28 protein-coding genes are annotated in these 25100 nt (G+C 73.8%); 5 read left to right on the top strand and 23 right to left on the bottom strand.

What is annotated here, in order from left to right; translation table 11 throughout:
• Nucleotides 1–11: 11 nt before the first annotated feature.
• Nucleotides 12–1763 (bottom strand): ABC transporter substrate-binding protein, encoded by a 1752-nt coding sequence (locus ABTY56_RS22275; protein ID WP_350630723.1) that lies wholly within the window; start codon nt 1761–1763, stop codon nt 12–14.
• Between the two features lie 176 nt (nt 1764–1939).
• Here ABTY56_RS22275 and ABTY56_RS22270 point away from each other — a divergent pair, with 176 nt between their 5' ends.
• On the top strand, nt 1940–3394 hold the full coding sequence (locus tag ABTY56_RS22270; RefSeq protein WP_350630722.1) for an aminopeptidase P family protein: 1455 nt from the start codon (nt 1940–1942) through the stop codon (nt 3392–3394).
• Nucleotides 3395–3433: 39 nt separating this feature from the next.
• Here ABTY56_RS22270 and ABTY56_RS22265 read toward each other — a convergent pair whose 3' ends face one another.
• From ABTY56_RS22265 to ABTY56_RS22250, 4 genes are all read right to left on the bottom strand, one after another.
• Entirely contained in the window at nt 3434–3763 is a 330-nt protein-coding gene (locus ABTY56_RS22265; protein ID WP_350630721.1) for an XRE family transcriptional regulator, read from the bottom strand.
• 195 nt (nt 3764–3958) lie between these two features.
• Nucleotides 3959–4984, bottom strand: coding sequence for a nitronate monooxygenase (locus ABTY56_RS22260; protein ID WP_350630720.1), 1026 nt, complete (start codon nt 4982–4984; stop codon nt 3959–3961).
• A gap of 133 nt (nt 4985–5117) precedes the next feature.
• Entirely contained in the window at nt 5118–5744 is a 627-nt protein-coding gene (locus tag ABTY56_RS22255; protein WP_350630719.1) for a response regulator transcription factor, read from the bottom strand.
• Complete coding sequence (locus ABTY56_RS22250) at nt 5741–6988, bottom strand: sensor histidine kinase (RefSeq protein ID WP_350630718.1); 1248 nt, start codon at nt 6986–6988, stop codon at nt 5741–5743. Before ABTY56_RS22250 ends, ABTY56_RS22255 begins: the two co-directional genes overlap by 4 nt.
• A gap of 165 nt (nt 6989–7153) precedes the next feature.
• Here ABTY56_RS22250 and ABTY56_RS22245 point away from each other — a divergent pair, with 165 nt between their 5' ends.
• Together ABTY56_RS22245 and ABTY56_RS22240 are read left to right on the top strand one after the other, a co-directional pair.
• Nucleotides 7154–8230 (top strand): ABC transporter permease, encoded by a 1077-nt coding sequence (locus ABTY56_RS22245; RefSeq protein WP_350630717.1) that lies wholly within the window; start codon nt 7154–7156, stop codon nt 8228–8230.
• On the top strand, nt 8227–8910 hold the full coding sequence (locus ABTY56_RS22240; RefSeq protein ID WP_350630716.1) for an ABC transporter ATP-binding protein: 684 nt from the start codon (nt 8227–8229) through the stop codon (nt 8908–8910). The genes ABTY56_RS22245 and ABTY56_RS22240 overlap by 4 nt, the downstream gene beginning before the upstream one ends.
• On the opposite strand, the gene ABTY56_RS22235 is transcribed toward ABTY56_RS22240, so the two are convergent.
• The 3 genes from ABTY56_RS22235 to ABTY56_RS22225 all read right to left on the bottom strand — a co-directional run bounded on the left by ABTY56_RS22235 (nt 8907) and on the right by ABTY56_RS22225 (nt 10538).
• Nucleotides 8907–9134 carry a hypothetical protein gene (locus tag ABTY56_RS22235; protein WP_350630715.1) on the bottom strand — a complete coding sequence of 76 codons (228 nt, stop codon included), beginning with the start codon at nt 9132–9134 and terminating at the stop codon, nt 8907–8909. The two genes, ABTY56_RS22240 and ABTY56_RS22235, sit on opposite strands and share 4 nt — an antisense overlap.
• Complete coding sequence (locus tag ABTY56_RS22230; RefSeq protein WP_350630714.1) at nt 9131–9727, bottom strand: Uma2 family endonuclease; 597 nt, start codon at nt 9725–9727, stop codon at nt 9131–9133. The genes ABTY56_RS22235 and ABTY56_RS22230 overlap by 4 nt, the downstream gene beginning before the upstream one ends.
• Nucleotides 9728–9827: 100 nt before the next feature.
• A complete protein-coding gene (locus tag ABTY56_RS22225; protein ID WP_350630713.1) occupies nt 9828–10538 on the bottom strand; it encodes a GntR family transcriptional regulator in 711 nt (236 codons plus the stop codon).
• A 246-nt stretch (nt 10539–10784) separates the two neighbouring features.
• Between ABTY56_RS22225 and ABTY56_RS22220 the strand changes: the two genes are divergently transcribed.
• The gene (locus tag ABTY56_RS22220) at nt 10785–11402 is read left to right on the top strand and encodes a TetR/AcrR family transcriptional regulator (RefSeq protein ID WP_350630712.1); all 618 of its coding nucleotides are present in this window, start codon (nt 10785–10787) and stop codon (nt 11400–11402) included.
• Nucleotides 11403–11503: 101 nt separating this feature from the next.
• Nucleotides 11504–11830, top strand: a complete 327-nt coding sequence (locus ABTY56_RS22215) for a hypothetical protein (RefSeq protein ID WP_350630711.1) — start codon at nt 11504–11506, stop codon at nt 11828–11830.
• Nucleotides 11831–11834: 4 nt separating this feature from the next.
• Here ABTY56_RS22215 and ABTY56_RS22210 read toward each other — a convergent pair whose 3' ends face one another.
• From ABTY56_RS22210 to ABTY56_RS22140, 15 genes are all read right to left on the bottom strand, one after another.
• Nucleotides 11835–12779, bottom strand: a complete 945-nt coding sequence (locus tag ABTY56_RS22210) for an ornithine cyclodeaminase family protein (protein WP_502893164.1) — start codon at nt 12777–12779, stop codon at nt 11835–11837.
• Nucleotides 12776–13804, bottom strand: coding sequence for a proline racemase family protein (locus ABTY56_RS22205; protein WP_350630710.1), 1029 nt, complete (start codon nt 13802–13804; stop codon nt 12776–12778). The genes ABTY56_RS22210 and ABTY56_RS22205 overlap by 4 nt, the downstream gene beginning before the upstream one ends.
• Nucleotides 13804–15168, bottom strand: coding sequence for an aldehyde dehydrogenase family protein (locus ABTY56_RS22200; RefSeq protein ID WP_350630709.1), 1365 nt, complete (start codon nt 15166–15168; stop codon nt 13804–13806). Before ABTY56_RS22200 ends, ABTY56_RS22205 begins: the two co-directional genes overlap by 1 nt.
• Nucleotides 15169–15272: 104 nt before the next feature.
• Nucleotides 15273–16277 carry a proline racemase family protein gene (locus ABTY56_RS22195; RefSeq protein ID WP_350630708.1) on the bottom strand — a complete coding sequence of 335 codons (1005 nt, stop codon included), beginning with the start codon at nt 16275–16277 and terminating at the stop codon, nt 15273–15275.
• Between the two features lie 81 nt (nt 16278–16358).
• Complete coding sequence (locus ABTY56_RS22190) at nt 16359–17294, bottom strand: dihydrodipicolinate synthase family protein (protein ID WP_502893163.1); 936 nt, start codon at nt 17292–17294, stop codon at nt 16359–16361.
• Nucleotides 17295–17421: 127 nt separating this feature from the next.
• Nucleotides 17422–18870: an FAD/NAD(P)-dependent oxidoreductase gene (locus tag ABTY56_RS22185; protein ID WP_350630706.1), complete on the bottom strand. Its 1449-nt coding sequence runs from the start codon at nt 18868–18870 to the stop codon at nt 17422–17424.
• A complete protein-coding gene (locus tag ABTY56_RS22180; RefSeq protein WP_350630705.1) occupies nt 18851–19168 on the bottom strand; it encodes a (2Fe-2S)-binding protein in 318 nt (105 codons plus the stop codon). Before ABTY56_RS22180 ends, ABTY56_RS22185 begins: the two co-directional genes overlap by 20 nt.
• Before the next feature lie 145 nt (nt 19169–19313).
• Nucleotides 19314–20474, bottom strand: coding sequence for an NAD(P)/FAD-dependent oxidoreductase (locus tag ABTY56_RS22175; RefSeq protein WP_350630704.1), 1161 nt, complete (start codon nt 20472–20474; stop codon nt 19314–19316).
• 133 nt (nt 20475–20607) lie between these two features.
• Nucleotides 20608–21501, bottom strand: coding sequence for a twin-arginine translocase subunit TatC (gene tatC / locus ABTY56_RS22170; protein WP_502893167.1), 894 nt, complete (start codon nt 21499–21501; stop codon nt 20608–20610).
• Between the two features lie 126 nt (nt 21502–21627).
• Entirely contained in the window at nt 21628–21915 is a 288-nt protein-coding gene (tatA, locus tag ABTY56_RS22165; protein WP_350630702.1) for a Sec-independent protein translocase subunit TatA, read from the bottom strand.
• Nucleotides 21916–22110: 195 nt separating this feature from the next.
• Entirely contained in the window at nt 22111–22290 is a 180-nt protein-coding gene (locus tag ABTY56_RS22160; protein WP_350630701.1) for a hypothetical protein, read from the bottom strand.
• A gap of 21 nt (nt 22291–22311) precedes the next feature.
• Nucleotides 22312–22542, bottom strand: coding sequence for a hypothetical protein (locus ABTY56_RS22155; RefSeq protein ID WP_196946782.1), 231 nt, complete (start codon nt 22540–22542; stop codon nt 22312–22314).
• A 3-nt stretch (nt 22543–22545) separates the two neighbouring features.
• Nucleotides 22546–23502 (bottom strand): helix-turn-helix transcriptional regulator, encoded by a 957-nt coding sequence (locus ABTY56_RS22150; RefSeq protein WP_350630700.1) that lies wholly within the window; start codon nt 23500–23502, stop codon nt 22546–22548.
• Nucleotides 23499–24479 carry a helix-turn-helix transcriptional regulator gene (locus ABTY56_RS22145; RefSeq protein WP_350630699.1) on the bottom strand — a complete coding sequence of 327 codons (981 nt, stop codon included), beginning with the start codon at nt 24477–24479 and terminating at the stop codon, nt 23499–23501. Before ABTY56_RS22145 ends, ABTY56_RS22150 begins: the two co-directional genes overlap by 4 nt.
• Before the next feature lie 199 nt (nt 24480–24678).
• Nucleotides 24679–25062: an FKBP-type peptidyl-prolyl cis-trans isomerase gene (locus ABTY56_RS22140; RefSeq protein ID WP_350630698.1), complete on the bottom strand. Its 384-nt coding sequence runs from the start codon at nt 25060–25062 to the stop codon at nt 24679–24681.
• Nucleotides 25063–25100 lie beyond the last annotated feature (38 nt).

The raw sequence follows: 25100 nt of genomic DNA, 5'->3' as shown, positions 1-25100 counted from the left end.
CGGACGGTCCCTCAGCCCTGGCTCTTCGAGGGGTCCTTGAGGCCGATCGTGGCGAAGTCCCACTGGCCGGTCCAGACCGGGTGACCGAAGGCCCCGGCGATGTTCGTCCCGGCCAGCAACGGGCGGCGCTGCCAGAGCATCGGCACGGTGGGCGCCTTCTTCAGCAGGTCGTCGTTGAGCTGCAGCCACGCCTTGTTGGCCTCGTTGACGTCGGTCATCGCGTTGATCTGGTCGATCCGGTCCATCGTGGCCTGGTCGCGGAACTGCTCGACGTTGCCCTGGTTGCCCTTCTCCTTGATGGTGCGGCCGTCGAAGACCATGGGCAGGAAGGTGGCACCCGACGGGTAGTCCGGGCACCAGCCGAGGACGGCGAGGTCGGGCGCGTTCTTGGTGTCGCCGATGGTGTCGTAGTAGACCGACGGGTCGGCGGTGGTGATGGTGGCCTGGATGCCGACCTTGGCCAGCGACTGCTGGAGCGCCTCGGCCCGGGTCTTGTCGCCGGCGGAGGTGGCCAGCGAGACCTTGAGGTCGGTCTTGCCCGCGTCCTTGAGCAGCTGCTTGGCCTTCTCCGGATCGCCGGTCGGGGCGATCTTCATGGTGTCCTGCTTGGTCCCGCCGGTCAGGGCGGGCGGCAGGTAGGAGGTGGCCACGTCCGCCATCGCGGGGCCGCCGTACGCGGTGACCTGGGCGTCCCGGTCCACCGCGTACATCAGCGCCTCGCGCACCTTCGGGTCGTCGAAGGGCGCTTTGGAGGTGTTGGGGTAGAGCATGTCGGTGCAACCCTGCTGCTCGGCGATCAGCCGGGACTTCACGTCGGGCTTGGGCAGCACCTTGGCGACCGACTCCGGGCGCAGGTTCATCCACTCCACGGAGGAGGCGTCCGCGCCCTCGCTCGCGATGATGCGGTCGTCGACCTGGCCGCCCTTGAGGCCCTGGGTGACCACGATCTTGTCCGGATAGGCCTTGCGGACCGGGTCGGTGGACTGGTCCCAGTTGCTGTTGCGGACCAGGACCAACTGCTTGCCCCGGTCGTAGGTCTCGATCTTGTACGGACCGGAGGAGAACGGGCGGAGGTCGTACTGGGTGCCCTTGTCCTGGGACTGCGGCACCGGCGCGAAGGTCGGCAGGGTCGCGGTGTACGAGAACTCGGCGACCGGACGCTTGAGGTGGAAGACGACCGTCTTGTCGTCCGGGGTCTCGATGCTGGCCAGGTGCTCGCCGGTCAGCGGGCCCTTGTAGTTCTCACCGCCGGCCAGGTACTGCTGCGCGTAGTCGGGGCCGCCGGTGAGGTCGGGGGCGAAGGAACGCTCGACGTTGTACTTGATGTCGGCGGACTTGATCGGCGTGCCGTCCTCGTACTTGACGCCGTCCTTGAGGGTGAAGCTCCAGGTCTTCCCGCCGTCCGAGGGCCTGCCGAGGTCGGTGGCGAGGTCCGGGACGATCTCGCTGCCCGCGGCGCCCGGCTCGGCCTTGAAGGTGACCAGGGTGCGGTAGAGCAGCCGGATGCCGAAGTCCATGTTCGGCATGGTCCAGTTGCGGGCCGGGTCGAGGTGGGCGAAGTCCTGGTTGGACAGCACCGTCAGGGTGCCGCCCTTGACCGGGGTGCCACCGACGATCGAGCCGGACGCGGCGCCGGGGGCCTTGGTGCTGCCGGCCGCGTTGTCGCCGCCGCTGTCGCTCTTGTCGTTGGTACAGGCCCCGAGGCCGAGGGTGAGGGTCGCCGCGAGGGCCGCCGCGAGGGCGGCGTGGGTGCGCCTGGTCATGTGCAACTCCGCTGTGGGGGGCCTGATCTGGCCGCTGCGCTGTGTGACCCGTAACATAGTAATGTGAAATTGCACTGCACAAGAGGTGACGCCGCCCGTTACCGAGCTGTGTCCGTGCTCGCGCCCCACCCGTGCCCGCGCCGCACATCTCCCCAGCCCCGCCTAGGAGTTCACCGGTGACCCTCCGCCAGACCGGCCTCGCCACCGGGAGCCACGACCTCCCGGTCACCCCCGCCCTCGCCGCCTTCATGGGCACCCGCTGGGCCGCCACCCCGCTCCCCGCCGACCGCCGTGTCCCCGGACACGACCGCTTCCCCGGCCGCCGCGCCCGCCTCTCCGCCGCGTTCCCCGGCGAGCGGCTGATCGTCCCGGCCGGCCGGCTCAAGGTCCGCTGCAACGACCTCGACCACCGCTTCCGCCCGCACAGCGCGTACGTCTGGCTCACCGGACTCACCGGCGAGGACCAGGCCGACCACGTCCTCGTCCTCGAACCGGCGGGCCCCGAAGGCCACGAGCCGGTCCTCTACCTGCGCCCCCGGTCCCCGCGCGACGGCGGCGAGTTCTACCGCGACCGCCGCTACGGCGAGTTCTGGGTCGGCCCCCGGCCCGACCTCGGCGAAGCCGCCCGGCTCACCGGGGTACGCACCCGACACCTCGACGACCTGGGCGCCCTGCTCGCCGGACCCCAGCCGCCCACGCGGGTGCTGACCGGCACCGACGCCCTGGTGGACGAGGCCACCGGACGTCCCGGCTCCTTCGCGCACCCGGACGGCGAACTGGCCGCCGTACTCTCCGAGTTGCGCCTGGTCAAGGACGAGTGGGAGGTCGGCCAGCTGCAACTCGCCGTCGACCACACCGTCACCGGCTTCGAGGACGTCGTCCGCGCCCTGCCCACCGCACTGCGCCACCACCGCGGCGAACGCTGGATCGAGGGCGTCTTCGACCTGCGCGCCCGCGCCGAGGGCAACGGCACCGCCTACACCACCATCGCCGCCTCCGGCGCCCACGCCTGCGTCCTACACTGGATCCGCAACGACGGCGCCCTCGACCCGAACTCCCTGCTCCTGCTGGACGCCGGCGTCGAGACCGACACCCTCTACGCCGCCGACATCACCCGCACCCTCCCGCTCGGCGGCACCTTCACCCCCGTCCAGCGCCAGGCCTACGAACTCGTCCTCGCCGCCCAGAGCGCCGGCATCGCCGCCCTGCGCCCCGGCGCCCGCTTCCGCGACTTCCACCGCGCGGCGATGCGGGTCATCGCCGAAGGCCTCGCCGACTGGGGCGTCCTGCGCATCCCCGCCGACCAGGCCCTCGCCGAGGACAACGGCCTGTACCGCCGCTACACCCTCTGCGGCAGCGGCCACATGCTCGGCCTCGACTACCACGACTGCGCCACGTCCCGCGCCGACCGCTACCTCGACGGCGTCCTGGAGGAGGGCATGGTCCTCACCGTCGAACCCGGCCTCTACCTCCAGCCCGACGACGAAACCCTCCCCGTCGAACTCCGCGGCCTCGGCATCCGCATCGAGGACGACCTCGTGATCACGAAGGACGGCGCCCACCTGATGTCGGGCGCCCTCCCGAGGACGGTCGAGGACATCGAGTCCTGGATGGCCGCCCTGCTGGCCTGACCGCGTCCGCACGCGGGGGGCCGGACCCGGAGCGGACGATCAGGCCACCTTGATCGTCCGCTCCCCCTGCCGGACGGTCACCTCGACCTCGCCGCCGATCGCCGCCGCGTACGCGCGCAGGTTGTCCAGACTGTCCACCTGGCCGTGTTCGATCTGCGACACCCGCGCCTGGCTCACCCCGAGCAACTCCGCCACGTGCTTCTGGGTCAGCCCGGCCTTGCGCCGCAGCTCGGCGAGCTCATGCCCCCGAATCTGGGCCACCATCTCCTGACGAATCCGCGCCCGCTCCGCTTCCGCCTCGGGCGTCGCCAGCTCGGGAAACCGCTTCATGACCTCGGCCCGCACCTCGGTCCACCTACGCCCCTTCATCGGCGCACTCCGTTCCGCTCCGCCGTCTTGGGGTCGTCCTCGCAAACCTGCAAGTACCACTCCTCAACCGGCGCCAGAAGTGTGATCTCCCACATGCGAGCAGGTTAAGTTGCCTCTTATACGTCACCGCGCGCTTTCCCCCTCAATCCACTCCTGCGGGGGACGACACTCCCCGTCCGGCGCGCGCTGGGCGCACTACCCGCGCGCGGCGTGCCAGAGGTCGGTGACGATCGCCTCGGCCGAGCCGGAGCGGGCCAGGTGGTGGGCCGTGCCGGCCCAGAGGTGCATCGCCGTGGTGTCGGCGCGGCGGGTGGCGGCGGCGCGCAGCGGGGCAGTGAGGTGGTGGACCTCGGGGTAGGCGGGCGGGGCGTACGGGCCGTGGCGGTCGATGAAGGCGTTGCGCAGGCCGCGGGCGGGGCGGCCGGTGAAGGCGCGGGTGACGGTCGTCTCCGGGAGTTCGGTGAGCGCCGCCCGGTGCGCGGCCGAGGCGCCCGACTCGTCGGAGCGCAGCAGGGCCGTCCCCAGCTGCACCGCGACCGCCCCGGCCCGCAGCGCCGCCGCGACCGCCGCGCCGTCGCCGAGCCCGCCGGCGGCGACCAGCGGCAGCCCCGTCACCTCCCGTACGGCGGGCAGCAGGCGAAGCAGCGGCACCTCCCCCGGCACGTCCGCGACCCGGTGGGTGCCCCGGTGACCGCCCGCCTCCGGGCCCTGCACGCACAGCGCGTCCATCCCGACCCCCTCCGCCGCCCGTGCCTCGGCCGGCGTGGTGACCGTGCCGACCTGCAGCGTCCCGACGGCCCGGAGCGCCGAGGCCTCCTCCGCCGTCGGCAGGCCGAAGGTGTACGAGACCACCGGCACCGGGTCCGCGAGCAGCACGGCGAGCTTGGCCTCCCAGTCGTCCCGGTCGGGCTGCCCGCTCTCCTCCGGCAGCGTCACCCCCCACCGCTCGGCCTCGGGCCGCAGCCGCTCGCGGTAGGCGGCGACGGCCGCCGGGTCCCCGGGCGGCGACGGGACGAAGAGGTTCACCCCGTACGGCCGGTCACTCGACTTCCGTACCAGCGCGATCTGTTCGGCCATCGCCGCGGCGCTCCGGTACCCCGCCGCGAGGAACCCCAGCCCACCGGCCCGGTTCACCGCGGCCACCAGCTCGGGGGTCGAGGCCCCGCCCGCCATCGGCGCGCCGATCACCGGCACGGCAAGCTCGTCGAGACGCACGGCCATCAGGGGCTCCTCACACTGCTACGGGCACGGACCGACCCCCAACCCTACGCCCGGCCCGCTCAACTCCCTCCCCCGCCAAGGGATCCGTCCGGCCGAACCGTGCCGCCGACCGAAGGCGGCCGCAGCACTTCCGCTACCGGATCAGCCCCCGCCCCCGCGCCTCCCGCACCGCAGCCGTCCGCGAGTCAACCCCCAACTTGGTGTAGATGTGCACCAGGTGCGACTTCACCGTGGCCTGGCTCAGGTGCAGCCGCTGGCTGACCTGCTGGTTGGTGAGCCCGTCGGCGACCAGCCCGAGCACCTCGGTCTCCCGTGCGCTGAGTGCCGCCGCCGGCGTCCGCATGCGTTCCAGCAGCCGGTCCGCGACGCTGGGCGCCAGTGCCGATCGCCCGGCCGCGGCTGCCCGTACGGCCTGGGCCAGTTGCTCCGGCGGCGCGTCCTTCAGCAGGTACCCGGTGGCGCCCGCCTCCAGGGCGGGCAGGGTGTCGGCGTCGGTGTCGTACGTGGTGACGACCAGGACCCGCGGCGCGCCCGCCCTGGCGGTGATCGCCGCGGTGGCCTGTGCGCCGTTCATCGCCGAGCCGGGCCCGAACTGCAGGTCCATCAGCACCACGTCGACGCCCGCCTCCGCCGCCAGCTCGACGGCCCGTTCGGCGGTCGCCGCCTCCGCGACGATCGCGAAGTCCGGTTCGCTCTCCAGCACCGCCCGCAGGCCGGCCCGCACCACCGGGTGGTCGTCCGCGATCAGCAGCCGGATCACGACGCCACCTCCGACCCAGGCCCGGCCGGACCCGTCTGCCCGGCCGGCCCGGCCGGTTCGGCGGGCAGCTGCACCGCCACCGCGGTGCCCTCCCCCGGCGCGGACTCCACCGTGAAGGTGCCGCCGAGCGCCCGGGCCCGGGCACGCATCGAGGGCAGTCCGAACCCGCCGTCCCCGCCGGTGCGGCCGGCGACCACCGCCGGTTCGAACCCGGCCCCGTCGTCGAACACGTCCAGCGCCACCTCGCCCTCCATGTAGCTGAGTGTCACCTCGGCGCACGAGGCCTTCGCGTGCCGGACGGTGTTGCCGAGCGCCGACTGCGCGATCCGCAGCAGCGCGACTTCGTGGGCGGCCGGCAGCCGGACCGGGTCTCCGGAGACGTGCAGTTTCACCGCCAGGCCGGTCTGCGCCGTCGTCGTCGCGCACAGCCGCTCCAGCGCGACCGGCAGCAGGTCCGCGTCCAGCGCGGGCGGGGTGAGGGCGCGGACGAAGCGCCGGGCCTCGTCCAGGTTGTCCTGGGCGGCCTGCCGCGCCTGTTCGACGTAGCCGGCGGCGGCCTCGGTGCGCTCGGGCAGGGCCCGCTGGGCCGCCCGCAGCAGCAGTTGGATGGAGCTGAGGCTCTGCGCGAGGGTGTCGTGGATCTCCCGGGCCAGGCGCTCGCGTTCGGCCGTCACTCCGGCGGTGTGGTGGGCGGCGGCGAGGTCGGCGCGGGCGGCGGTGAGTTCGTCGATCAGCCGGCGCCGTTCCTCGCTCTCCCGGTAGAGCGCCTGGTAGCCGAGCACGGTGGCGGTGGCGACGGCCGCGCCGAGGGCGGGCCCGATCGAGGCGGCGAGGCTGAAGCTGTGCTGGTGCCAGGACCACGCGGCGATGGCCGCGGCGGCGGTCAGCGCGACGGCCACCGGCCCGCCGCGCCGCCCGAGCAGGTGCAGTTCCAGGAAGTACAGCGGGAAGGCCAGCCAGACGCCGTCCTGGGTGGCGAGCAGGACGCCCGCCCAGGTGACGCCGAGCAGGAGGAGCCAGAGCGCGGCCGCCCGGCGCGAGCGGCGGACCGCGGCCAGCTGCGGCCCGACGGCGTAGACGGCGGCCATCGCGGTGGCCGCGGCGGCGACGGCCGCCGGGTCGCCGCCGCGGTCGACGAAGACGGCCCGGGCGACGGCGAGTGCGAGGAGGCCCGCCACGAGCAGGTGCAGGCAGACCTGGAGGACGCGGGCGACGGGGGTGGTTCTGGTTCGTTCGGTCGCCATCCCTCCAGCCTAAGTTCCGCCCACCGGGCCCGGCATCAATCAAAAGGTTGAACTCCGCTTCTGCCCTTTGATGCCCAGGATGCAATCCCCGGCTCGATGCCTCCGGGCTCCCTGATCCACGACGGTGGAAACGTCGGAAAACACTGCGCAGAGGAAGGCCCACCCGTGTTTGTCGCCTGGAGGGACCTGAGGTTCGCCAAGGGGCGGTTCGCCCTGATGGGGACCGTCATCGTCCTGATCACCGTCCTGGTCGGCCTGTTGTCCGGTCTGACCGCCGGCCTAGGCCGCCAGAACATCTCCGCGATCACCGGCCTGCCCGCCGACCACCTGGTGTTCTCCAAGCCGGCCGACGGGCAGGAGCTGTCCTTCACGGACTCCCAGGTCACCCCCGAGCAGTGGCAGGCCTGGGCCCGCGAGCCGGGCGTCACCTCCGCCCAGCCGCTCGGCATCACCACCACCAAGGCCGCCGCCGGGCAGCGCACCGCCGCACTCTCCGCCTTCGGCGTCCCGGACGGCTCCGGGCTGGCCCCGCAGGGCAGCCGGATCGCCCCCGGCCAGGCGGTGTTGTCGAAGACCGCCGCCGAGAACCTGGGCGGCCTCACCCCCGGTGCCGACTTCACGATGGCCGGGCACCCGCTGCGGGTCGTGGCGGTCGAGGGCGATGCCGCGTACAGCCACACCCCGGTGGTCTGGACCGGCCTCACCGACTGGCAGCAGTTCGCCCCGGGCGGCACCGGCCACGCCACCGTCATCGCGCTGACCACCGCGAAGGGCGCCGACCTCGCCGCCGCCGACGCCCGCCACGGCACCGAGACCCGCACCCGCGACGACGCCCTCGCCGCGATCGGCTCGTACACCTCGGAGAACGGCTCCCTGCAGCTGATGCGCGGCTTCCTGTTCGCCATCTCGGCCCTGGTGATCGGCGCGTTCTTCACCGTCTGGACGATCCAGCGCAGCGGCGACATCGCCGTCCTCAAGGCCCTCGGCGCCTCCACCCGATACCTGCTGCGCGACGCGCTCGGCCAGGCCGTCCTGCTCCTGGTGCTCGGCACCCTGCTGGGCACCGCCGTCGCGGCCGGCTTCGGCGCGCTGCTCGGCTCCGCCGTCCCCTTCGTCCTGGACGCTCCGACCGTCCTGCTGCCCGCCGCCGTCATGATCGCCCTCGGCGCCATCGGCGCGGCCCTGTCCATCCGCCGGATCATCTCCGTCGACCCGCTGACCGCCCTGGGGAGCGCCCGATGAGCCTCGTTCTCGACCGCATCACCCTCACCTACCCGGACGGCGACAGCCGACTCACCGCCCTGGACGACGTCTCGCTGACCGTCCCCGAGGGCTCGATCACCGCCGTCGTCGGCCCGTCCGGCTCCGGCAAGTCCAGCCTGCTGGCGGTGGCCGCCACCCTGATCACCCCGGACTCGGGGCAGGTCGTCATCGACGGCACCGACACCGCGGGGCTCAGCCGGGCGGACCTCACCGCGCTGCGTCGTACGAAGATCGGCATCGTCTTCCAGCAGGCCAACCTGCTGCCCTCGCTCACCGCCGTCGAGCAGCTCCAGGTGATGGCCCACCTCGACGGCCGCTCCCCCCGCGAAGCCCTCGCCCGCGCCCTGGACCTGCTGGACGCCGTCGGCCTGCGCGACCAGACGGGGCGCCGCCCGCACCAGCTCTCCGGCGGTCAGCGCCAGCGCGTCAACATCGCCCGCGCCCTGATGAACGACCCCACCGTGCTGCTGGTGGACGAGCCCACCAGCGCCCTCGACCACGAACGGGGCGCCGCCGTGCTGGACTTGATCACCGAACTCACCCACCGCCGGGCGACGGCCACCGTCCTGGTCACCCACGACCGGACGCACCTGACCGCCGTCGACCAGATCGCCGAGGTCCACGACGGGAAGCTGACCCTGCCGGCCACGGTCGGCTAGGACAGCAGACCGCCGACGTCCAAGGTCACCGCCGTCCCGGGCAGCGTGAACACCTGCCCGGGACGGCTGACGACCCGCTGCCGGTACCCTCCGCCCTCGGCGGGCATGTCCGGGGCGGGCTCGACGGACACCTCGCCGCCGAGCACCTCCACCCGGTGTCCGGGAAAGCGCTCGAAAAGAGCCTCGGCCATGAAGAGCGCACTGCTCTGCACAGGGATCGTCATTTCTTGGCGATGAGCAAATCGTCCACGGCAAGCGTCACACCGGCCCCGATCGACTCCGGCAAGGTGAACGTCTGCCCCGGGTGGTGGACGGCGTGCACCCGGTACTCGCCGCCTCGTGGCTCAGTCAGTACCATGACCTTCTGGTTCTTGCGATCGATGATGACGTAAACGGGAACTCCCGCTTCGGCATAGATCCCGGGCTTGATCTTGACGTCGGACAGATGGTTGGACGACGTGACTTCCGCAACCAGCCGAAAGATCACCGGGTCATAGCAGTTGTGCTCGATCAGGTGATCCTGGTAATCGGCATCGACAAGAGACAGGTCAGGAATCGCGTAGTCGGATGCGCCTCCTGGGAGCCACATTCCCATGCCCTGAACCAGCCGGGATGTCTCACCGTGAAGTCCCGCAGCCCACAGCGGGATCATGAGGTCGGTGAGCGTTTCCGCGTGCGGCCCGTCGGGAGGCGGTGTCACGGTGATCTGGCCTCCGATGATCTCGACCCTGTGGCCCACCAGCTGCTGAGAGATCAGCTCGGCGGCCTGCAGCAGCGTCGGCTGCTCCATGGGCTCTTCCACTGCTGCGGCGGACATGGATTTCCTCCTGACTGCCGGTGTCGAGAGCATCATCGTAGAACCCGGGCGCCCTCCGACGCCCGATCGTCGGCCTTCACCCGGACGAGTGGTTTGATCGCTAGCGGGCCCGCAGCCGCAGGGCCGGACGCTCCTCCTCCGCCGCCTCGTCCTGGCCGGCCCAGAGTGAGCGGACGTGGCTGAGGTGCCGCGTCATGCAGGCCTCGGCCGCCTCGGCGTCGCCGGCGATCATCAGGTCCAGCAGCTCCAGGTGCTCCTCCGCCGAGGACACCAGCTCGCCGCGCTCGTCGAGGCGGTTGAGGCCGTACAGGCGCGAGCGCTTGCGCAGGTCGCCGACCACGTCGACCAGCCGCGCGTTGCCGGCCAGGCCGAGCAGGTCGAGGTGGAACTGCCGGTCGGCCTCCAGGTAGCCGATCAGGTCGTGCTTGCGCGCCGCCGCGACGATGGCCTCGGCCTGCGGGCGCAGCCGCTCCAGCTGGTCCTTGGTCGCGGAGCGCGTCACCCGGCCGACCGTCGGGACCTCGATCAGGGCGCGGATCTCGGTGTAGTCGTCGAGGTCGCGCTCGGTGAGTTCGGTGACCCGGAAGCCCTTGTTGCGGACGGCCTCGACCAGGCCTTCGCGGGCGAGGTCGAGCATGGCCTCACGGACCGGGGTCGCGGAGACGCCGAAGTCGGCGGCGAGGGCGGGCGCCGAGTAGACGACGCCGGGGCGCAGTTCGCCGGAGATCAGGGCCGCCCGGAGTGCGTGGGCGACCTGGTCGCGAAGCCGCTCCTGGACGGAGATCAGGGTGCGGGATTTGAGGTCGGCCATGGTGTTCCTCCGGATGGGTGCAGAACACCAGTGTACAATGTCACGTTACGTTGCGTGCTCAACTGTCCCTGCCTCGAACAGCCCGTCAAGGCCGCCGAACGCCCATGGTGGCAGCGGCCGCCGGCCGTGACAACGGCCGGCGGCACGCGATCTGCCGCCGGGGCGGACTCCTGCTGCTCGACGGGCATGCGTCCGGCCCTCCGCCAGAACGAACGCTCTATTCATTGCATCGGCTAGCATCACGCCGTGAAGACGCCCGAGACGCCCGCGACACCCGCGAAGACCACCGCCGTCAGCCCCGTCGGTACCCGCGAGCGGATCGTCCGGGCCACCTCCCGACTGCTGCAGCGCCAGGGGTACGAGGGCACCGGGATCAAGCAGATCTCCCGCGAGGCCGAGGCCACCCTCGGCTCCGTCTACCACTTCTTCCCGGGCGGGAAGCAGGAGTTGGCCGCCGAGGCGATCCGGCACGGGGACGAGGAGTTCGCCGTCCTGCTGCGCGCCGGACTGGGCTCCTCGGCGGACCTCGGCGAGGCGATCGTCGCCTGCACCACGATGCTCGCGCGGGAGCTGCGCGCCTCCGACTGGCAGGACGGCTGCCCGATCAGCAGCACCGCCCTGGAGACGGTCGGCCGCGCGCCGGTCATCGAGCAGGCCGTGGCCGAGGCCTTCGCCAACTGGCGGGCCGTCGTGGTGGAACACCTGGTCGCGGCGGGCATCGACACCCAGGACGCCGGCGAACTGGCCGGCACGGTCGTCAGCACCCTGGAGGGCGCCGAGCTCGCCGCCCAGATCGCCCGCAGCGAGGAGCCCCTGCTGGTCGGCGGCAAGCACCTGGCCCGGCTGCTCGCGACCTACTGCTGAGCGCGCGACGGAAACACGAAGGAGCCGGCCCGGCGGGGGATCCCTTCCCACCGGGCCGACTCCGGCCCCACGACTCCCGACCACCGCCAGGAGCACCAGGCATGGGCATCGAGATCGCCCTGTACGACGGCCGCCCGAACAGCGGCCGGACCACCGACCGGCTACACCTCTCGGTCGACCACGGCGACGCGCTCGCCGAAGCCCTGGCAGCGCACACCCGCCCGGCCGACCACCGGCTCGGCCGGATCGACCCGTACGGCGACACCTACCTCAACGAGCAGGACGCGGCGGCCGCCTTCGAGGAGGCCACCGCACTGCTCGCCCGCTGCACCACCGAGGCGCAGCGGGCGGCCGTCCGCGACCTGCGCAACCTGCTCGCCAACTGTGCCGCGATACCTGGCAGTTGGATCTGGTTCATCGGCGACTGAGCCGCTACACCGCCTCGGCTCCCGCCCGGTGCACCTCCGCCGCGACCGCCAGGTCCTCCCAGGCCATCCCGACACTCTTGAAGAACCGCGGCCGCCCGGTCGGCACCAGCGCGTCGCCGCGCACCAGCTCGGCCAGGTTCCACAGTTGCCGCCCGGCCACGCCCGCCATCAGCAGGTCCCCGGCCTCCCGGCCCGCGACCGAGCGCGCCTCCACGTAGAGTTCGGCCCGCTCGACCAGCACCCCGTCCACCTCCCGTGCGTCCGGCTCGTGCGAGCCGACCGCCGCCACCGCCGCGTGCGCGGGCACCAGCGCCCCGTCGAACAGCGGTGTGCGCGCGGTGGTGCAGCAGACCACCAGGTCCGCCTCCGCGACCGCCTCCGGTCCGCCGGCGGCGGCCGCCAGCCCGAGCCGCTGCCCGTACGCCACCAGCGCCCCGGCCCGCTCCGCGTTGCGCGCGACCACCGTGAGCCGGGTCAGCGGTCGGACGGCCAGCAGCGCGTCGAGGTGCCCGTACGCCTGCGGCCCGGAGCCGAACAGCACCAGGTGCTCGGCCTCCGGCACCGCCAGCCGCCGAAGTGCGGCGGCGGTGACGGCCGGCGTGCGCAGCGTGGTGAGCGCGGCACCGTCCAGCAGGGCGACCGGCTGCAGCGTGGGGCCGTCCAGCAGCAGGTAGCTGCCGGTGATCCGGGGCAGCCCGTGCCGCGGGTTCTCCGGGGCCACCCCGGCGATCTTCACACCCGCGTACGGCCCGGCGGCGGCCGGCATCAGCAGCAGTTCACCGGCCGGTACCGCCACAGCCGACCGGGCGGGTGCCGCCTCCGGGTCGAACCCGTCCAGCAGCACCCGCTCGATCGCCCCCACCGCCCCGGCGGGCCCGACGCCGCCGGTGCCCCTCACGGCGTACTGGAGCGGCACAACCGCCGTACCGGGCCGGGCAGTTGGCTTCACAGGAGGAACCCCGTCCCCAGCTCGTCGTCCGGCTCCAGCACGAAGCCGTGCTCGCCGGTGCGGCTCGCCGTCCCGCCGACCTCGGTGACGACGCCCTCACCCAGGGGGTCGCCGCCCGGGAGCACCCGGCCGCTGAACACCGTGCCGATGACCGACTCGTGTCGCAGCGGCTCGCCCGGGGCCAGCCGGCCCTCGGCGGCGAGCACCGCGAGCCGGGCGGAGGTGCCGGAGCCGCAGGGCGAGCGGTCGATCTGCCCGTCCGCGAAGACGGTGACGTTCCGCTGGTTCAACACCCCTCCTTCCGAGGGGAGTTCGTCGTAGAGGATCACGCCGTACACCCCGGACAGCCGAGGATCGGTCGGGTGCGCCACCGCCTCCGAGTCCGCCAGGGCCGCCCTGATCTCCCGACCCACAGCGGTGAGTTCGGCCAGCTGCGCCGGCTCCACGGCCAGCCCCAGCGAGGCGGCCGACACGGAGGCGTAGCAGGCGCCGGAGTGCGCGACGGCGACCTCCACCGTTCCGCGCGAGGTCCGCACCGGCAGCTTGAGCGCGCTCACCCGGGTGGGCACGTTGCGGAAGGTGACCCCGGTGGTGCGCCCGCCGGCCCGGTGGACCAGCGCGGTGACCCGGCCGGAGGGCACGTCGATCCGCACCCGCGCCACGCCGTCCTGGGGGGCCGACACGAGTCCGGAGTCCACCGCCCAGGCGCCGAGCGCGATGGTGCCGTGCCCGCAGGCCGTCGAGTAGCCGTCCTTGTGCCAGAACAGCACGCCGAGGTGCGCCTCGTCGTCGTCCGGCGGCACCAGGAACCCGCCGTACATCCCGGCGTGGCCGCGCGGCTCCCGGGTGAGCAGTTGCCGGACGTCGTCCAGCGCGCTGGGCCGGGGCGCGGTGGCGCTGCCGCCCGCGCCGAGCGCGATGGCCCGCCGTTCGGCGACGGTGTCACCGGGGATCGCCGGTGCGCCGTCCAGCACGATCCGGAACGGCTCGCCGGCGGTGTGGTAGTCGACGGTACGGACGTACATCAGGCGCCTCCGGCCGGCAGCACGCTGACCGTCCGGCTGACGGTGTAGAAGTCCAGTGCGGCCTGGCCCTGTTCGCGCTCTCCGTGGCTCGCACCCTTGGCCCCGCCGAAGGGCAGGTGGAAGTCGACGCCGCTGGACGGCGCGTTGACCCGGATCATGCCCGCGTCCAGCCGGTCGGCGGCGGCCAGCGCCACGTCCAGGCTGCGGGTGTGCACCGAGGTGGAGAGGCTGTGCGGGGTGTCGTTGGCGAGCGCGATCGCCTCGTCCAGGTCGGCGGCGGCGTGCAGCACGGCCACCGGGCCGAAGAACTCCTCGCGGGCCAGCGGGTGTTCGGCCGGGACGTCCGCGAGCAGGGTCGGCTCGACGTACCAGCCGGCCCGCTCGGGCACCCCGCCGCCGGTGAGCACGTCGGCACCGGCCTCCACGGCCGAGCCGACGGCGAGGGTCAGCCGCTCCCGGGCGGCGGAGTTGACCACCGGCCCGCACACCGAGTCGTCCACCGCCGCCAGCGCCTTGACCAGCGCCTCGCGCAGCGGCTCGTACGCGGCGCCGACCGCGATCACCCGGCTGGTGGCGGTGCACTTCTGGCCGGCGTACCCGGCGATGGCGGCCGCGATGTGCCCGGCGGCCTGCGCGATGTCGGCGTCCGGCAGCACCAACGCGGCGTTCAGTCCGCCGAGTTCGGCCTGCACCGGCACCCCGCGCTCGGTCGCGGCGCGCACCACGGCCCGGCCGACGCCGGTCGAGCCGGTGAAGGAGACCACGTCCGCCGCCTCGACCAGCGCCGCGCCCTCCTGCGCCCCGCCGGGCAGCACCGTCAGCACGTCCTCGGGCAGGCCGGCCCCGAGGGCCAGTTCCGCCAGCCGCAGCGCGCACGCCGTCGCCTCGGGGGCGGGCTTGAGGACCACCGTGTTGCCCACCGCCAGCGCCGGGGCGGCCTTCCAGCTCGGGATCGCCAGCGGGAAGTTCCACGGCGCGATCAGCCCGGCCACCCCGTACGGGCGGCGCCGGGTGAGCAGCAGTCCCGGCCCGGCGGCGGTCTCGTGCACCGCCCCGGAGGCCGCGTACGGCGCCTGCGCGTAGTAGCGCCAGATCGCCGCGGTCCGGGCGACCTCGCCGCGTGCCTCGGCGAGCGGCTTGCCGACCTCGCGCACGATCAGCGCGGTCAGCTCCTCCGCGTGCGCCTCGACCGCGTCGGCGATCCGGCCGAGCGCCGCCGACCGGGCGCCCGCGCCGGCCGCGAGCCAGCCGGCCTGGGCGGTGCGGGCCCGCCCGACGGCGGCCCGGACGGCCTCGGCGCCGGGTTCCTCGACGGCGACCACGAGGTCGTCCGGATCGGCGGGGTTGTACGAGGTGATGGTCACAACTAGCAGCCCTTCAGGGGAGGTTCAGAGCAGGGGCCGGCCGGGGCCGGAGCAGGGGCCCGCCGGGTCCGAGCAGGGGCCCGCCGGGTCCGAGCGGGCTCCGCTCACAACAGGAACCCCGCCGGGAACGGGTCGCTGGGGTCGAGGAAGTACTGGGCGGTGCCGGTGACCCAGGCCCGCCCGGTGACGGTGGGCACCACGGCGGGCCGCCCGGCCACCTCGGTCCCCTCGACCAGCCGCCCGATGAAGGTCGTGCCGATGAAGGAGTCGTTGCGGAAGTCCTGCCCGAGCGGCAGTTCGCCGCGCGCGTGCAGCTGGGCCATCCGCGCCGAGGTGCCGGTGCCGCAGGGCGAACGGTCGAACCAGCCGGGGTGGATGGCCATCGCGTGCCGGGAGTGCTCGGCGGTGGAGCCGGGGGCGAGCAGTTGGACGTGGTGGCAGCTGTGGATGGACGGATCCTCGGGGTGGACCGGCCGGTCGGGGCTCGCGTTGATCGCGTCCATCATCGCGAGGCCCGCGTCCAGGATCTCCTGCTTGCGCTCCCACTCGAAGGGCAGCCCGAACTCGGCGAGCGGCAGGATGGCGTAGAAGTTGCCGCCGTACGCGAGGTCGTAGGTCACCGTGCCGTAGCCGGGCACCTCGATCTTGTTGTCCAGGGCGACGGAGTAGGAGGGCACGTTGCGGATGGTCACCGCCTTGGCTGCGCCGTCCTCGACCTGCACCTCGGCGACCACCAGCCCGGCCGGGGTGTCCAGCCGTACGGTGGTGACCGGCTCGACCACCGGCACCATCCCGGTCTCGACCAGCACGGTGGCGACCCCGATGGTGCCGTGCCCGCACATCGGCAGCAGCCCGGAGACCTCGATGTAGAGCACGCCGAAGTCGGCGTCCGGCCGGGTGGGCGGCTGGAGGATGGCGCCGCTCATCGCCGCGTGGCCGCGCGGCTCGTACATCAGCAGGGTGCGGAAGTGGTCCAGGTGCTGCTGGAAGTGCACCCGGCGCTCGGCCATGGTGGCGCCGGGGATGACGCCGAAGCCGCCGGTGATCACCCGGGTCGGCATGCCCTCGGTGTGCGAGTCGACGGCGTGGAACACGTGACGGCTGCGCATGGGTCACAACTCCCGTACAGGTTCTGGTGGTTGGTGGGTTGGCCTGGCCGGCTGCGCGGGCAGCCGGCCCGGGGGCGGGCGCTATGCGAGGCCCTCGGCCAGCGCCTTCTCGGTGGCGGCCCGCACGGCCGCCTCGATCTCCGGGGTGAGCGGCTGGCGCGGGGCCCGGACCGGGCCGCCGGGGCGCCCGGCGATGTCCATGGAAAGCTTGATGGCCTGGACGAACTCGGTCTTGGAGTCCCAGCGCAGCAGCGAGTGCAGCGCCTTGTAGAGCGGCAGCGCGGTCTCCAGGTCGTGCTTGACCGCGGCGTCGTAGAGCGCCACCGAGGCCTCCGGCAGCGCGTTCGGGTAGCCGGCGATCCAGCCGACCGCACCGGCCAGCGCCAGCTCCAGCAGCACGTCGTCGGCGCCGATCAGCAGGTCCAGCCCGGGGGCCAGCTCGGCGATCTCGTACGCCCGGCGGACGTCCCCGCTGAACTCCTTGACGGCGACGATCGAGCCCTCGCCGTGCAGCTGCGCGAGCAGCGCGGGGACGAGGTCCACCTTGGTGTCGATCGGGTTGTTGTAGGCGACGATCGGCAGGCCCGCCTTGGCGACCTCGGCGTAGTGCGCGCGCACCGAGGCGTGGTCGGCCCGGTAGGCGTTCGGCGGCAGCAGCAGGACGGAGCCCGCGCCGGCCTCGGCGGCCTGCTCGGCCCAGCGGCGGGACTCGGCGCTGCCGTACGCGGCCACGCCGGGCATGACCCGAGAGCCGTCGCCGGCCGCCTCGATGGCCACCTCGACGACCCGGGCGCGCTCCTCGGCGGTGAGCGTCTGGTACTCGCCCAGCGAGCCGTTGGGGACGACGCCCTCGCAGCCGGAGTCGATCAGCCAGCGGACGTGCTCGGCGTAGGCGTCGTAGTCGACGGAGTGGTCCGGGCGCAGCGGGATCGTGGTGGCGACCATGATGCCGCGCCAGGGACGGGTGGTGTCGTGGGGGGTGATGGACACGGTGGACTCCTTGGTGAGGTGTGACATTTTATAAGCAGGGGCGGGTCGGAGACAAGGTCCCCGGCCCGTCCGTTCGACGGGGGCTGTCCGTCCGACGGTGGGTGTCCGTCCGACGGTGGGCGCAACAGTGGGCGTCGGCTCGACGGCCGGCCCGTCACGACTCCGGGGTGGGCCCCGCCGCCAGTTGGGAGAGCGGCACCGGACAACCCAGCGGCCGCCGGTCGGGCCCCGGGCCGCCCGGCTCCGGACCGGGGCCGGCCAGACACGCCACGGCCGGACCGCACATCCGCCCCTGGCACCAGCCCATCCCGGCCCGGGTGAGCAGCTTGACGGTGCGCGGATCGCCCGCGCCCAGCTCGTCCACGGCCTCCCGGATCGCCGAGACCGGCACCTCCTCGCATCGGCAGACGTCGGTGTCCGGGCGCAGCCACCCGGTCCAGCCCGGTCCCGGCCGGTGGGCGGCGGCCATCAGCTCGGCGAAGGCCCGCAGCCGGGAGCGCCGGCGCAGCAGCGCGGCCGTCGGCTGCGCCCCGGCCACCGCGTGCGCGGCCAGCTCGCCCTCGGCGAGCGCGAGGTCGGCGCCGCCGACGCCGTTGGTCTCCCCCGCGGACCAGAGGCCGGGGACGCTGGTGCGCAGCCGGGCGTCGACCGCCAGCGCGACCGCGCCGTCCGGTCCGGCCGTGGTCCGGGCGCCCAGCTCGGTGGCCAGGTCGATCTGCGGCAGCAGGCCGTGGCCCACCGCGAGGGCGTCGCAGTCGATCCGCCGCTCGGTGCCGGGCACCGGCCGCCAGTCGGCGTCCAGTCGGGCCACCGTGACGCCGGTGACCCGGTCCGTGCCGTGCGCCTCGACCACCGCGCTGCGCGGGCGCAGCCGGACGCCGTGCCGCAGCAGCGCACCGCCGTGCCCGGCGCCCTCGACCAGCTTGCCGGGAACGCCCGCCAGCACGCCCGGGCGCCGCGCGTACCCGAGGTAGGCGGTGGCCTCGACCACCGCGGGCACCTCGGCGCCCGCGGTGACCAGCGAGGACGCCGCGGCGAGCAGCAGCGGCCCGCTCCCGGCGACCACGATCCGGCGCCCGGGCAGGACCAGCCCGGCCTTGAGCATCGCCTGCGCGCCGCCCGCGGTGACCACCCCGGGCAGGGTCCAGCCGGGGAACGGCAGCTGCCGCTCGTACGCGCCGGCGGCGAGCAGCACCGACCGGGCCCGGACGGTGGCCCGGTCGGTGCTCTCGGGCCCGCGGGTGGCGTGCACCGCGAAGCCGTCCGCGGAGCGCTCCAGCGCCCAGACCTGGTGCCCGGCCCGGAAGGCGGCCCGCCCGGCCCGTTCGTGGGCGGCGAGCCGGTCGGCCAGGCCGGTGTAGGCGGACCAGTGGTGGTGCAGCCGGTCCGGCCGGGCCGCGCCGAGGCCGGGCGCCGGGTGGCGGTAGTACTGCCCGCCGGTGTGCTGTCCGCCGTCCAGCAGGACGCAGCGCAGCCCGAGGTCGGCGGCGGTGACGGCGGCGGCGAGCCCGGCCGGGCCGGCCCCGACCACCGCGAGGTCGAAGGACGAGGCGTCGGAGGACGAGGGGTCAGACGGCGAGGGGTCAGACGGCGAGGTCGGCACGGCCGTGGCCCTCCTGGGTGGTGACGGTGGTGCCGGGCTCGGCGGGGAGCAGGCAGGTGCGCTGGTTGGGTCGGCCGTCCACGGTGGCCAGGCAGTCGAAGCAGCTGCCGATCCCGCAGAACGCCCCGCGCGGCTTCCCGCCGACCCGGGTGGTGCGCCAGGCGAGCACGCCGTCGGCCCAGAGCGCGGCGGCGATCGACTGCCCGGGCAGCGCGCTGACGGGCCGCCCGTCGAACTCGATGTGGTGGGCGGGCCCGGGCTCGGCCTCGACCAGCCCGGCGGGGGTGCGGCGGCGCATCGGCGGCGTCTCCAATCCAGGACGGAATCTCATGCGGAACGATCGCGGGCGCGATCCCGCGCGGCGGCGGGTCTCACCCCGCCGGGTCTCACAGGCCCGGTCTCACGAGCCGGGTCTCACCCCGCCGGGCCTCACGGGCAGCGCCTCACGGCGCCGGGAACCGGTCCGCGCGGAACGGCGCGAGGTCCTGCTCCGGTTGCTTCCCGGTGAGCTGTTCGCTGATCAGCAGCCCGGTCGCCGGGGCCAGCCCGATCCCGGCCCCCTCGTGCCCGCAGGCGTGGTACAGCCCGGGCACCCGGGGATCGGCACCGATGGCCGGCAGGTGGTCCGGCAGGTACGGGCGGAAGCCCCGGTAGGCGCGCAGCACGGTCACGTCCGCGAGCACCGGGAAGAGTTCCGCCGCCTGGCCGGCCAGCCGGCGCAGCACCTCCTGGGAGAGCGTGCGGTCGAAGCCGACCCGCTCCCGGCTGGCGCCGATCAGCACCGGCCCGCCGGGGGTGCCCTCGATCACGGCGGAGGTCTCCAGCCCGGCGGAGCCACTGGCCACGTTGGCCACGTAGTCGGCGGCGTAGACCTTGTGCCGGACGACCCGCGGCAGCGGTTCGGTGACCAGGACGAAGCCGCGTCGGGGCATCACCGGCAGGTGCACCCCGGCCAGTGCGGCCAGCTCGCCGCCCCAGGTGCCGGCCGCGTTCACCACGGCGGGCGCGGCGAGTCGCCGGCGGTCGGTCCGCACACCGCGCACGGCGCCGTCCGGCCCGCGGTCGACGGCGGTCACGGTCTCCCCGGTGATCAGCTCGGCGCCCATCGTGCGGGCCGCGCGCAGCAGGTGGGCGGCGGCCAGGGCGGGCTGGACCTGGGCGTCCTGCGGGTAGTGGAAGCCTCCGGCCAGGCCGGGGGCGAGGTGTGGCTCCAGCTCCCGCAGCCGCTCGCCGGGCACCTCCTCGGCGACCACCCCGACGGCGCGCTGGCCGACCGCGAAGGCCCGCAGCGCCTCCTGGCCGGCGCCGGTGGAGGCGACCACCACACCGCCCTTGGGCTCGTACTCGACGGCGGCGCCGAGGTCCTCGGCGAGTTCGCGCCAGAGCCGGGTGCTGAGCAGCGCGAGGTCGAGCTCGGGCCCGGGCTCCTTGTCGGAGACCAGCAGGTTGCCCTCGCCCGCTCCGGTGGTGCCGCCGGCCACCGGCCCGCGGTCCACGACGGCGACGGCGAGCCCGGCGCGGGCGGCGTAGTAGGCGCAGGCGGCGCCGACCACACCGGCGCCGACCACGACGACGTCCAGGGGAGGTCTCTCGGTCTTCAGCACGTCAGTAATATGTCACATGCCATCCACCCTGCCAAGACCGCCCGGCCGAAACCCGGAAAAGCCCCCGACCAGCGGAAAGCCCCGGCCCGTCGCTCGCGAGCGACGGGCCGGGGCTCCCTCAGGGCCTACCGGCTCAGGTGATGTCGTCCATCTGCTCGTGCCGCGCGGCCGGCACCGGAGCGCCGCTCGCCGCCGGAGCCGCAGAGGCCTGGACGCTCTCCGCACCGGCCACCGGCTGCACGGACAGGTCGAGGTGCGAGGCCTCCTCGTCGTCCAGCAGGGCGTCCGGGTTGCGGCGCGCCTTGCGCTTGTCGAAGGCCAGCGCGAGGGCCACCGCGATGAAGTACAGGCCCCAGATCGGCGCGGCCAGCGCGAGCATGGTCAGCGGGTCGGCGCTCGGCGTGGCGAAGGCCGCGAACACCGTGATCGCCATGATCATCCCGCGCCACCAGCCGAGCAGCCGCTTGCCGCTGACCATGCCGACCAGGTTCATCATCACGAGCAGCAGCGGGAACTCGAAGGCGAGGCCGAAGACCAGCACCATCCGGGTGGCGATGTCGAAGTAGTCGTCCGGCGGCAGGATCGGCGTGGTGTCGTTCGGCGTGAACGAGATCAACACCTCGATCGTGGCGGGCAGCACCAGGAACGCGACGCCCACGCCGGCCAGGAACAGCGGCGCCCCGCACACCATGAAGATGACGGTGTACTTCTTCTCGTGCCGGTGCAGGCCGGGCGCCACGAACGCCCACACCTGCCACAGCCAGATCGGCACCGAACCGACCACGCCGGCCGTCAGCGCGACCTTGAGCATCCAAGTGAAACCCGAGGTCAGACCGATGGTGGAGACCTGGGCGCACTTGCCGTGGTACTGGCCCGCGGTCTCCTTGGTGCACTGCGGAAGCGGCTTGAGGAGGAGGGTTTCGAGCTGCTTGTGGTAGATCAGGGCCACGATGGTGATCAGCACGATCGCCAGGACCGACTTGACCACGCGGTTGCGCAGTTCCCGCAGGTGGTCGGCGAGGGCCATCCGCCCCTCAGGATCCTTTGACGCCTTCGACGCCTTGGAGAGCTTGCTCAACCCCGGTCCTCAACTCGTGCGTCGAGGCCCGCCGGTCGGCGGGCCTCCATGGTCGTGTACGTCGCGCCCAGTGGCTCAGTGCGGGCGTTCGCCGTCCGGCTCCGCCACCGGACGGGCCGTGGCCGACGAGCCCGGAGCGCCCGGGACGGCCTTGCCCGCGGTGCCGTCCACCGGCGTCGGCACGGCCGGAGCGGGCCGAGCGGACTGCTCGGACTCGCCGTCCGTCCGCATCGCCCTGGCCTCGCTCTTGAGGATCCGCAGCGACTTCCCCAGCGACCGCGCCACCTCCGGCAGCCGCTTGGCTCCGAACAGCACGATGGCGAGTACCACGATCACCACGATCGCGGTCATCGAGATCCGCATGCGCGACCACCTTCAGTCACGGCGGCCCGACGGGCCGTCCGCTGCGGATGGTAACCGCTGCGGATGACGCCACGACGACGGCCGCCCGAACAGGACAGCGGCCCCGGCACTCGGGTTCAGGGGCCGACTGAGAGCGTAACCCGCCCTTACCCACACACAGCAGCCCCCGTACGGCGGGGGCCGGGGTTCGGGACGTCAGGCCCGGCTCGGCACCGCCGCCGCCAGATCCTCCGCCGCCACGGCCAGCGCCCGCGAGGCCGTGTCCACGCCCTTGGCCAGCGCCCGCACGTCCAGCCAGAGCCGGATCGCGAGGCCCCCCAGGACCAGCAGGCCCGCGGTGGCGAGCAGGACGGCGGCGACGAGCATCCAGGACATGCGCCCCACCCTATACGGGCACTACCCCTCGACCGGGACGAGCCGCATGGTGCGGACCCCGGCCCCGGTGAGCGCCTCGACGATCTTCTCCCCGGCCGGCTTGCGCACCGCCGCCCCGCAGAGCGGGCAGCCGAAGCTGTAGTGCGCCTGGGCCGGGGTGCGACCGAGGGTCAGGCGGAACTCCTCGGCCGGGAGCTCGACCTTCTCCCGGCACTCCGAGCAGTACACCTTGAATCTGGTCCCGGGTTCCACCGCTCAGACCTGCCCCTCCCCGTAGGCGGCCAGCGCCTCCCGCGCGGCCGAGCGCGCCTGCTCGGCCGGCTCGGGCGGCGAGACGATCCGGCCGTCCCGGCCCAGCCGCAGCGCCAGCGGGCGCAGCTGGGAGGGGTCGGCACTGCGCAGGGTGATCCGCAGCCCGCCGTCGGGCAGTTCCTCGGCCCGGTCGTGGGTGTAGTACTCGGCCACCCAGCGGCCGCCGGAGGAGACCTCGACCACGACCTCCGGGTCGTCCGCCGCCGGGTTGACCAGCCCGCCGCTCAGGTCGCGCGGCTCGCGCCGGGGCGGGTCGGCCGGGACGTCCAGCACGCGGATCTCGGCGACCCGGTCCAGCCGGAACATCCGGTGGTCCTCGGAGGTGCGGCACCAGGCCTCGAGGTAGGTGTGGCCCTCGGTGAGCAGCCGGATCGGGTCGACCTCGCGCTCGGTCATCCCGCCGCGCCCGTGCGAGTAGTAGCGCAGCCAGAGCCGACGGCCCTCGCTGAGCGCGCGGTCGATGTCCGCGAAGACGTGGCTCTCCGCCTCGAAGGTCACGCCGACCCTGGCGCTGCCCTCGGCGCTCTCCCCCGCCGCGTTCTCGATCTTGGCGACGGCCCGGGTGAGCGCCTCCCGGTCCCCGGCCCGCAGCCCGGGCAGGCCGGCCACCGCGCGGGCGGCCACCAGCAGCGCGGTCGCCTCGTCGGCGGCCAGCCGCAGCGGCTGGGCGACGTCGTCGACGTTGTGCCACCAGATCCGCTCGCCGTCGGTGTCGATGTCGAGCAGGTCGCCGCCGCGGAAGCTGGTGCCGCACATCGGCAGCACGTTGAGGTCCCCGATCAGCTCACGCTCGCTGATCCCGAAGGCCCGGGCCACCTCGGCGACCTCGGCCCCCGGCCGCTCGCGCAGGTAGGTGACCAGCGACAGCATCCGCCTGGTCTGGTCAATGGCGTTACTCATGCCCGTACGTCCTCCGAGTCCAGCCCCGCGACCGCCCGCAGCCGGTCGACCACATCCGCCCGCAGCTCCTCCGGCCCGAGCACCACCACGTCCGGCCCGAACTCGGCCAGATCGGCGCCCAGCCCGTTGCCGTACGGGATCTCCAGCTCGTCCCAGGCCTCGTCCACCCGGGTGCTGTTCAGCGCCTTGGTGCGCAGCGGAAAGCCGGCGCCCCGGCGGACCCGGACGGTCGCGGTGGCGGTGGCCCCCTCCCCCGCGAACTTCGCCACGGTGGCCCGGACGTCCACGTGCTCGGGCACGGTGCCCAGGAACGCCCCGCCCTTCGCCTTCACCCTGCCGGTGATCCGGCTGAGCCGGAACACCCGGGCGTCGCCGCGGTCACGGTCGTACCCGGCCAGGTACCAGTGGCCGCGCCAGCACTCCAGCGCCCACGGCTCGACACTGCGCTGCTCGGCGGCGGCGGCGCCGGCCTTGCGGTACTCGAAGGTGACCGGACGGCGGTCCCGGGCGGCGGTGAGCAGCGGCTCGAACGCGGCCTCCCGGGCGGGGATCCGCGGCTCCAGGGCGGTACGGCCCTCGGCCTCGGCGAACGGCACCCCGGCCGCCCGCAGCTTCTGCAGCGCGCCACTGGCCGCGCCGGACATCTTGGCCTGCTGCCAGACCCGGGCCGCCAGCGTCAGCGCGGCCGCCTCCTCGGCGTCCAGCGCGATCTCGGGCAGCCTGTTGCGGTCGGCGCGGGCCAGGTAGCCCAGCTCGCCGTCCAGGGCGCTCTCGTCGACGTCGATCACCAGGCCGAGTTCGCGCAGGTCGTCCTTGTCCCGCTCGAACATCCGGTTGAAGGCGTCCTCGCTGCTGCCCTGCCAGGCCTCGCGGTACGCCTCGATGGATTCCCGCAGCTCCTTCTTGGAGAGCGGACGTCTGGTGTTCATCAGGCACAGGGCGAGATTCATCAGCCGCTCTGCCTTGGCGATCGCCATCGCTGACCCTTCCGGTGTGCCGCGCCGCGCGCGGGGTGCGCCAACCGGGCGATCACCACCCGGCGGGACCGACCGTACCGGTAGCGGTACGCAGTGCAAAAGCCGCGTCCCGCACCCGGTCCCCGGGGCGTGCCCGCCGGGCCCGGACACGCCCGTGGGCCGGGCCCCCGGAGGGGTCCGGCCCACGGCACGAGCAGGCTCAGACAGCCAGCAGGTCGACCACGAAGATCAGGGTCGAGCCCTTCGGGATGGCCGGGGTCGGCGACTGGTCGCCGTACGCCAGGTGCGGCGGGATGGTCAGCTCGCGGCGGCCGCCGACCTTCATGCCGACGACGCCCTGGTCCCAGCCCTTGATGACGCGGCCGCCGCCCAGCGGGAAACGGAAATCGTTCGGGCTCCGGTTCCAGCTGGCGTCGAACTCCTCGCCCGTCTCGAAGGTCACACCGACGTAGCGGACGCTGACGTTCTGGCCCTTCTTGGCCTCCGCGCCGTCACCGACGACGATGTCGCGGATCTGCAGCTCCTTCGGGGCGTCGCCGATCGGGAAGTCGATCTCGGGCTTCTCGTTGATGTTGACGCTCACAGTCCCTCTTCTCACGTTCGCGGTTCCGTACACGACCA

Source organism: Kitasatospora sp. NPDC097691 (genome assembly GCF_040302665.1).
In the GTDB taxonomy this organism is placed as follows: domain Bacteria; phylum Actinomycetota; class Actinomycetes; order Streptomycetales; family Streptomycetaceae; genus Kitasatospora.
Note: the sequence above shows the minus strand (reverse complement) of the source record. Positions and strands in the feature narration are given on the sequence as shown.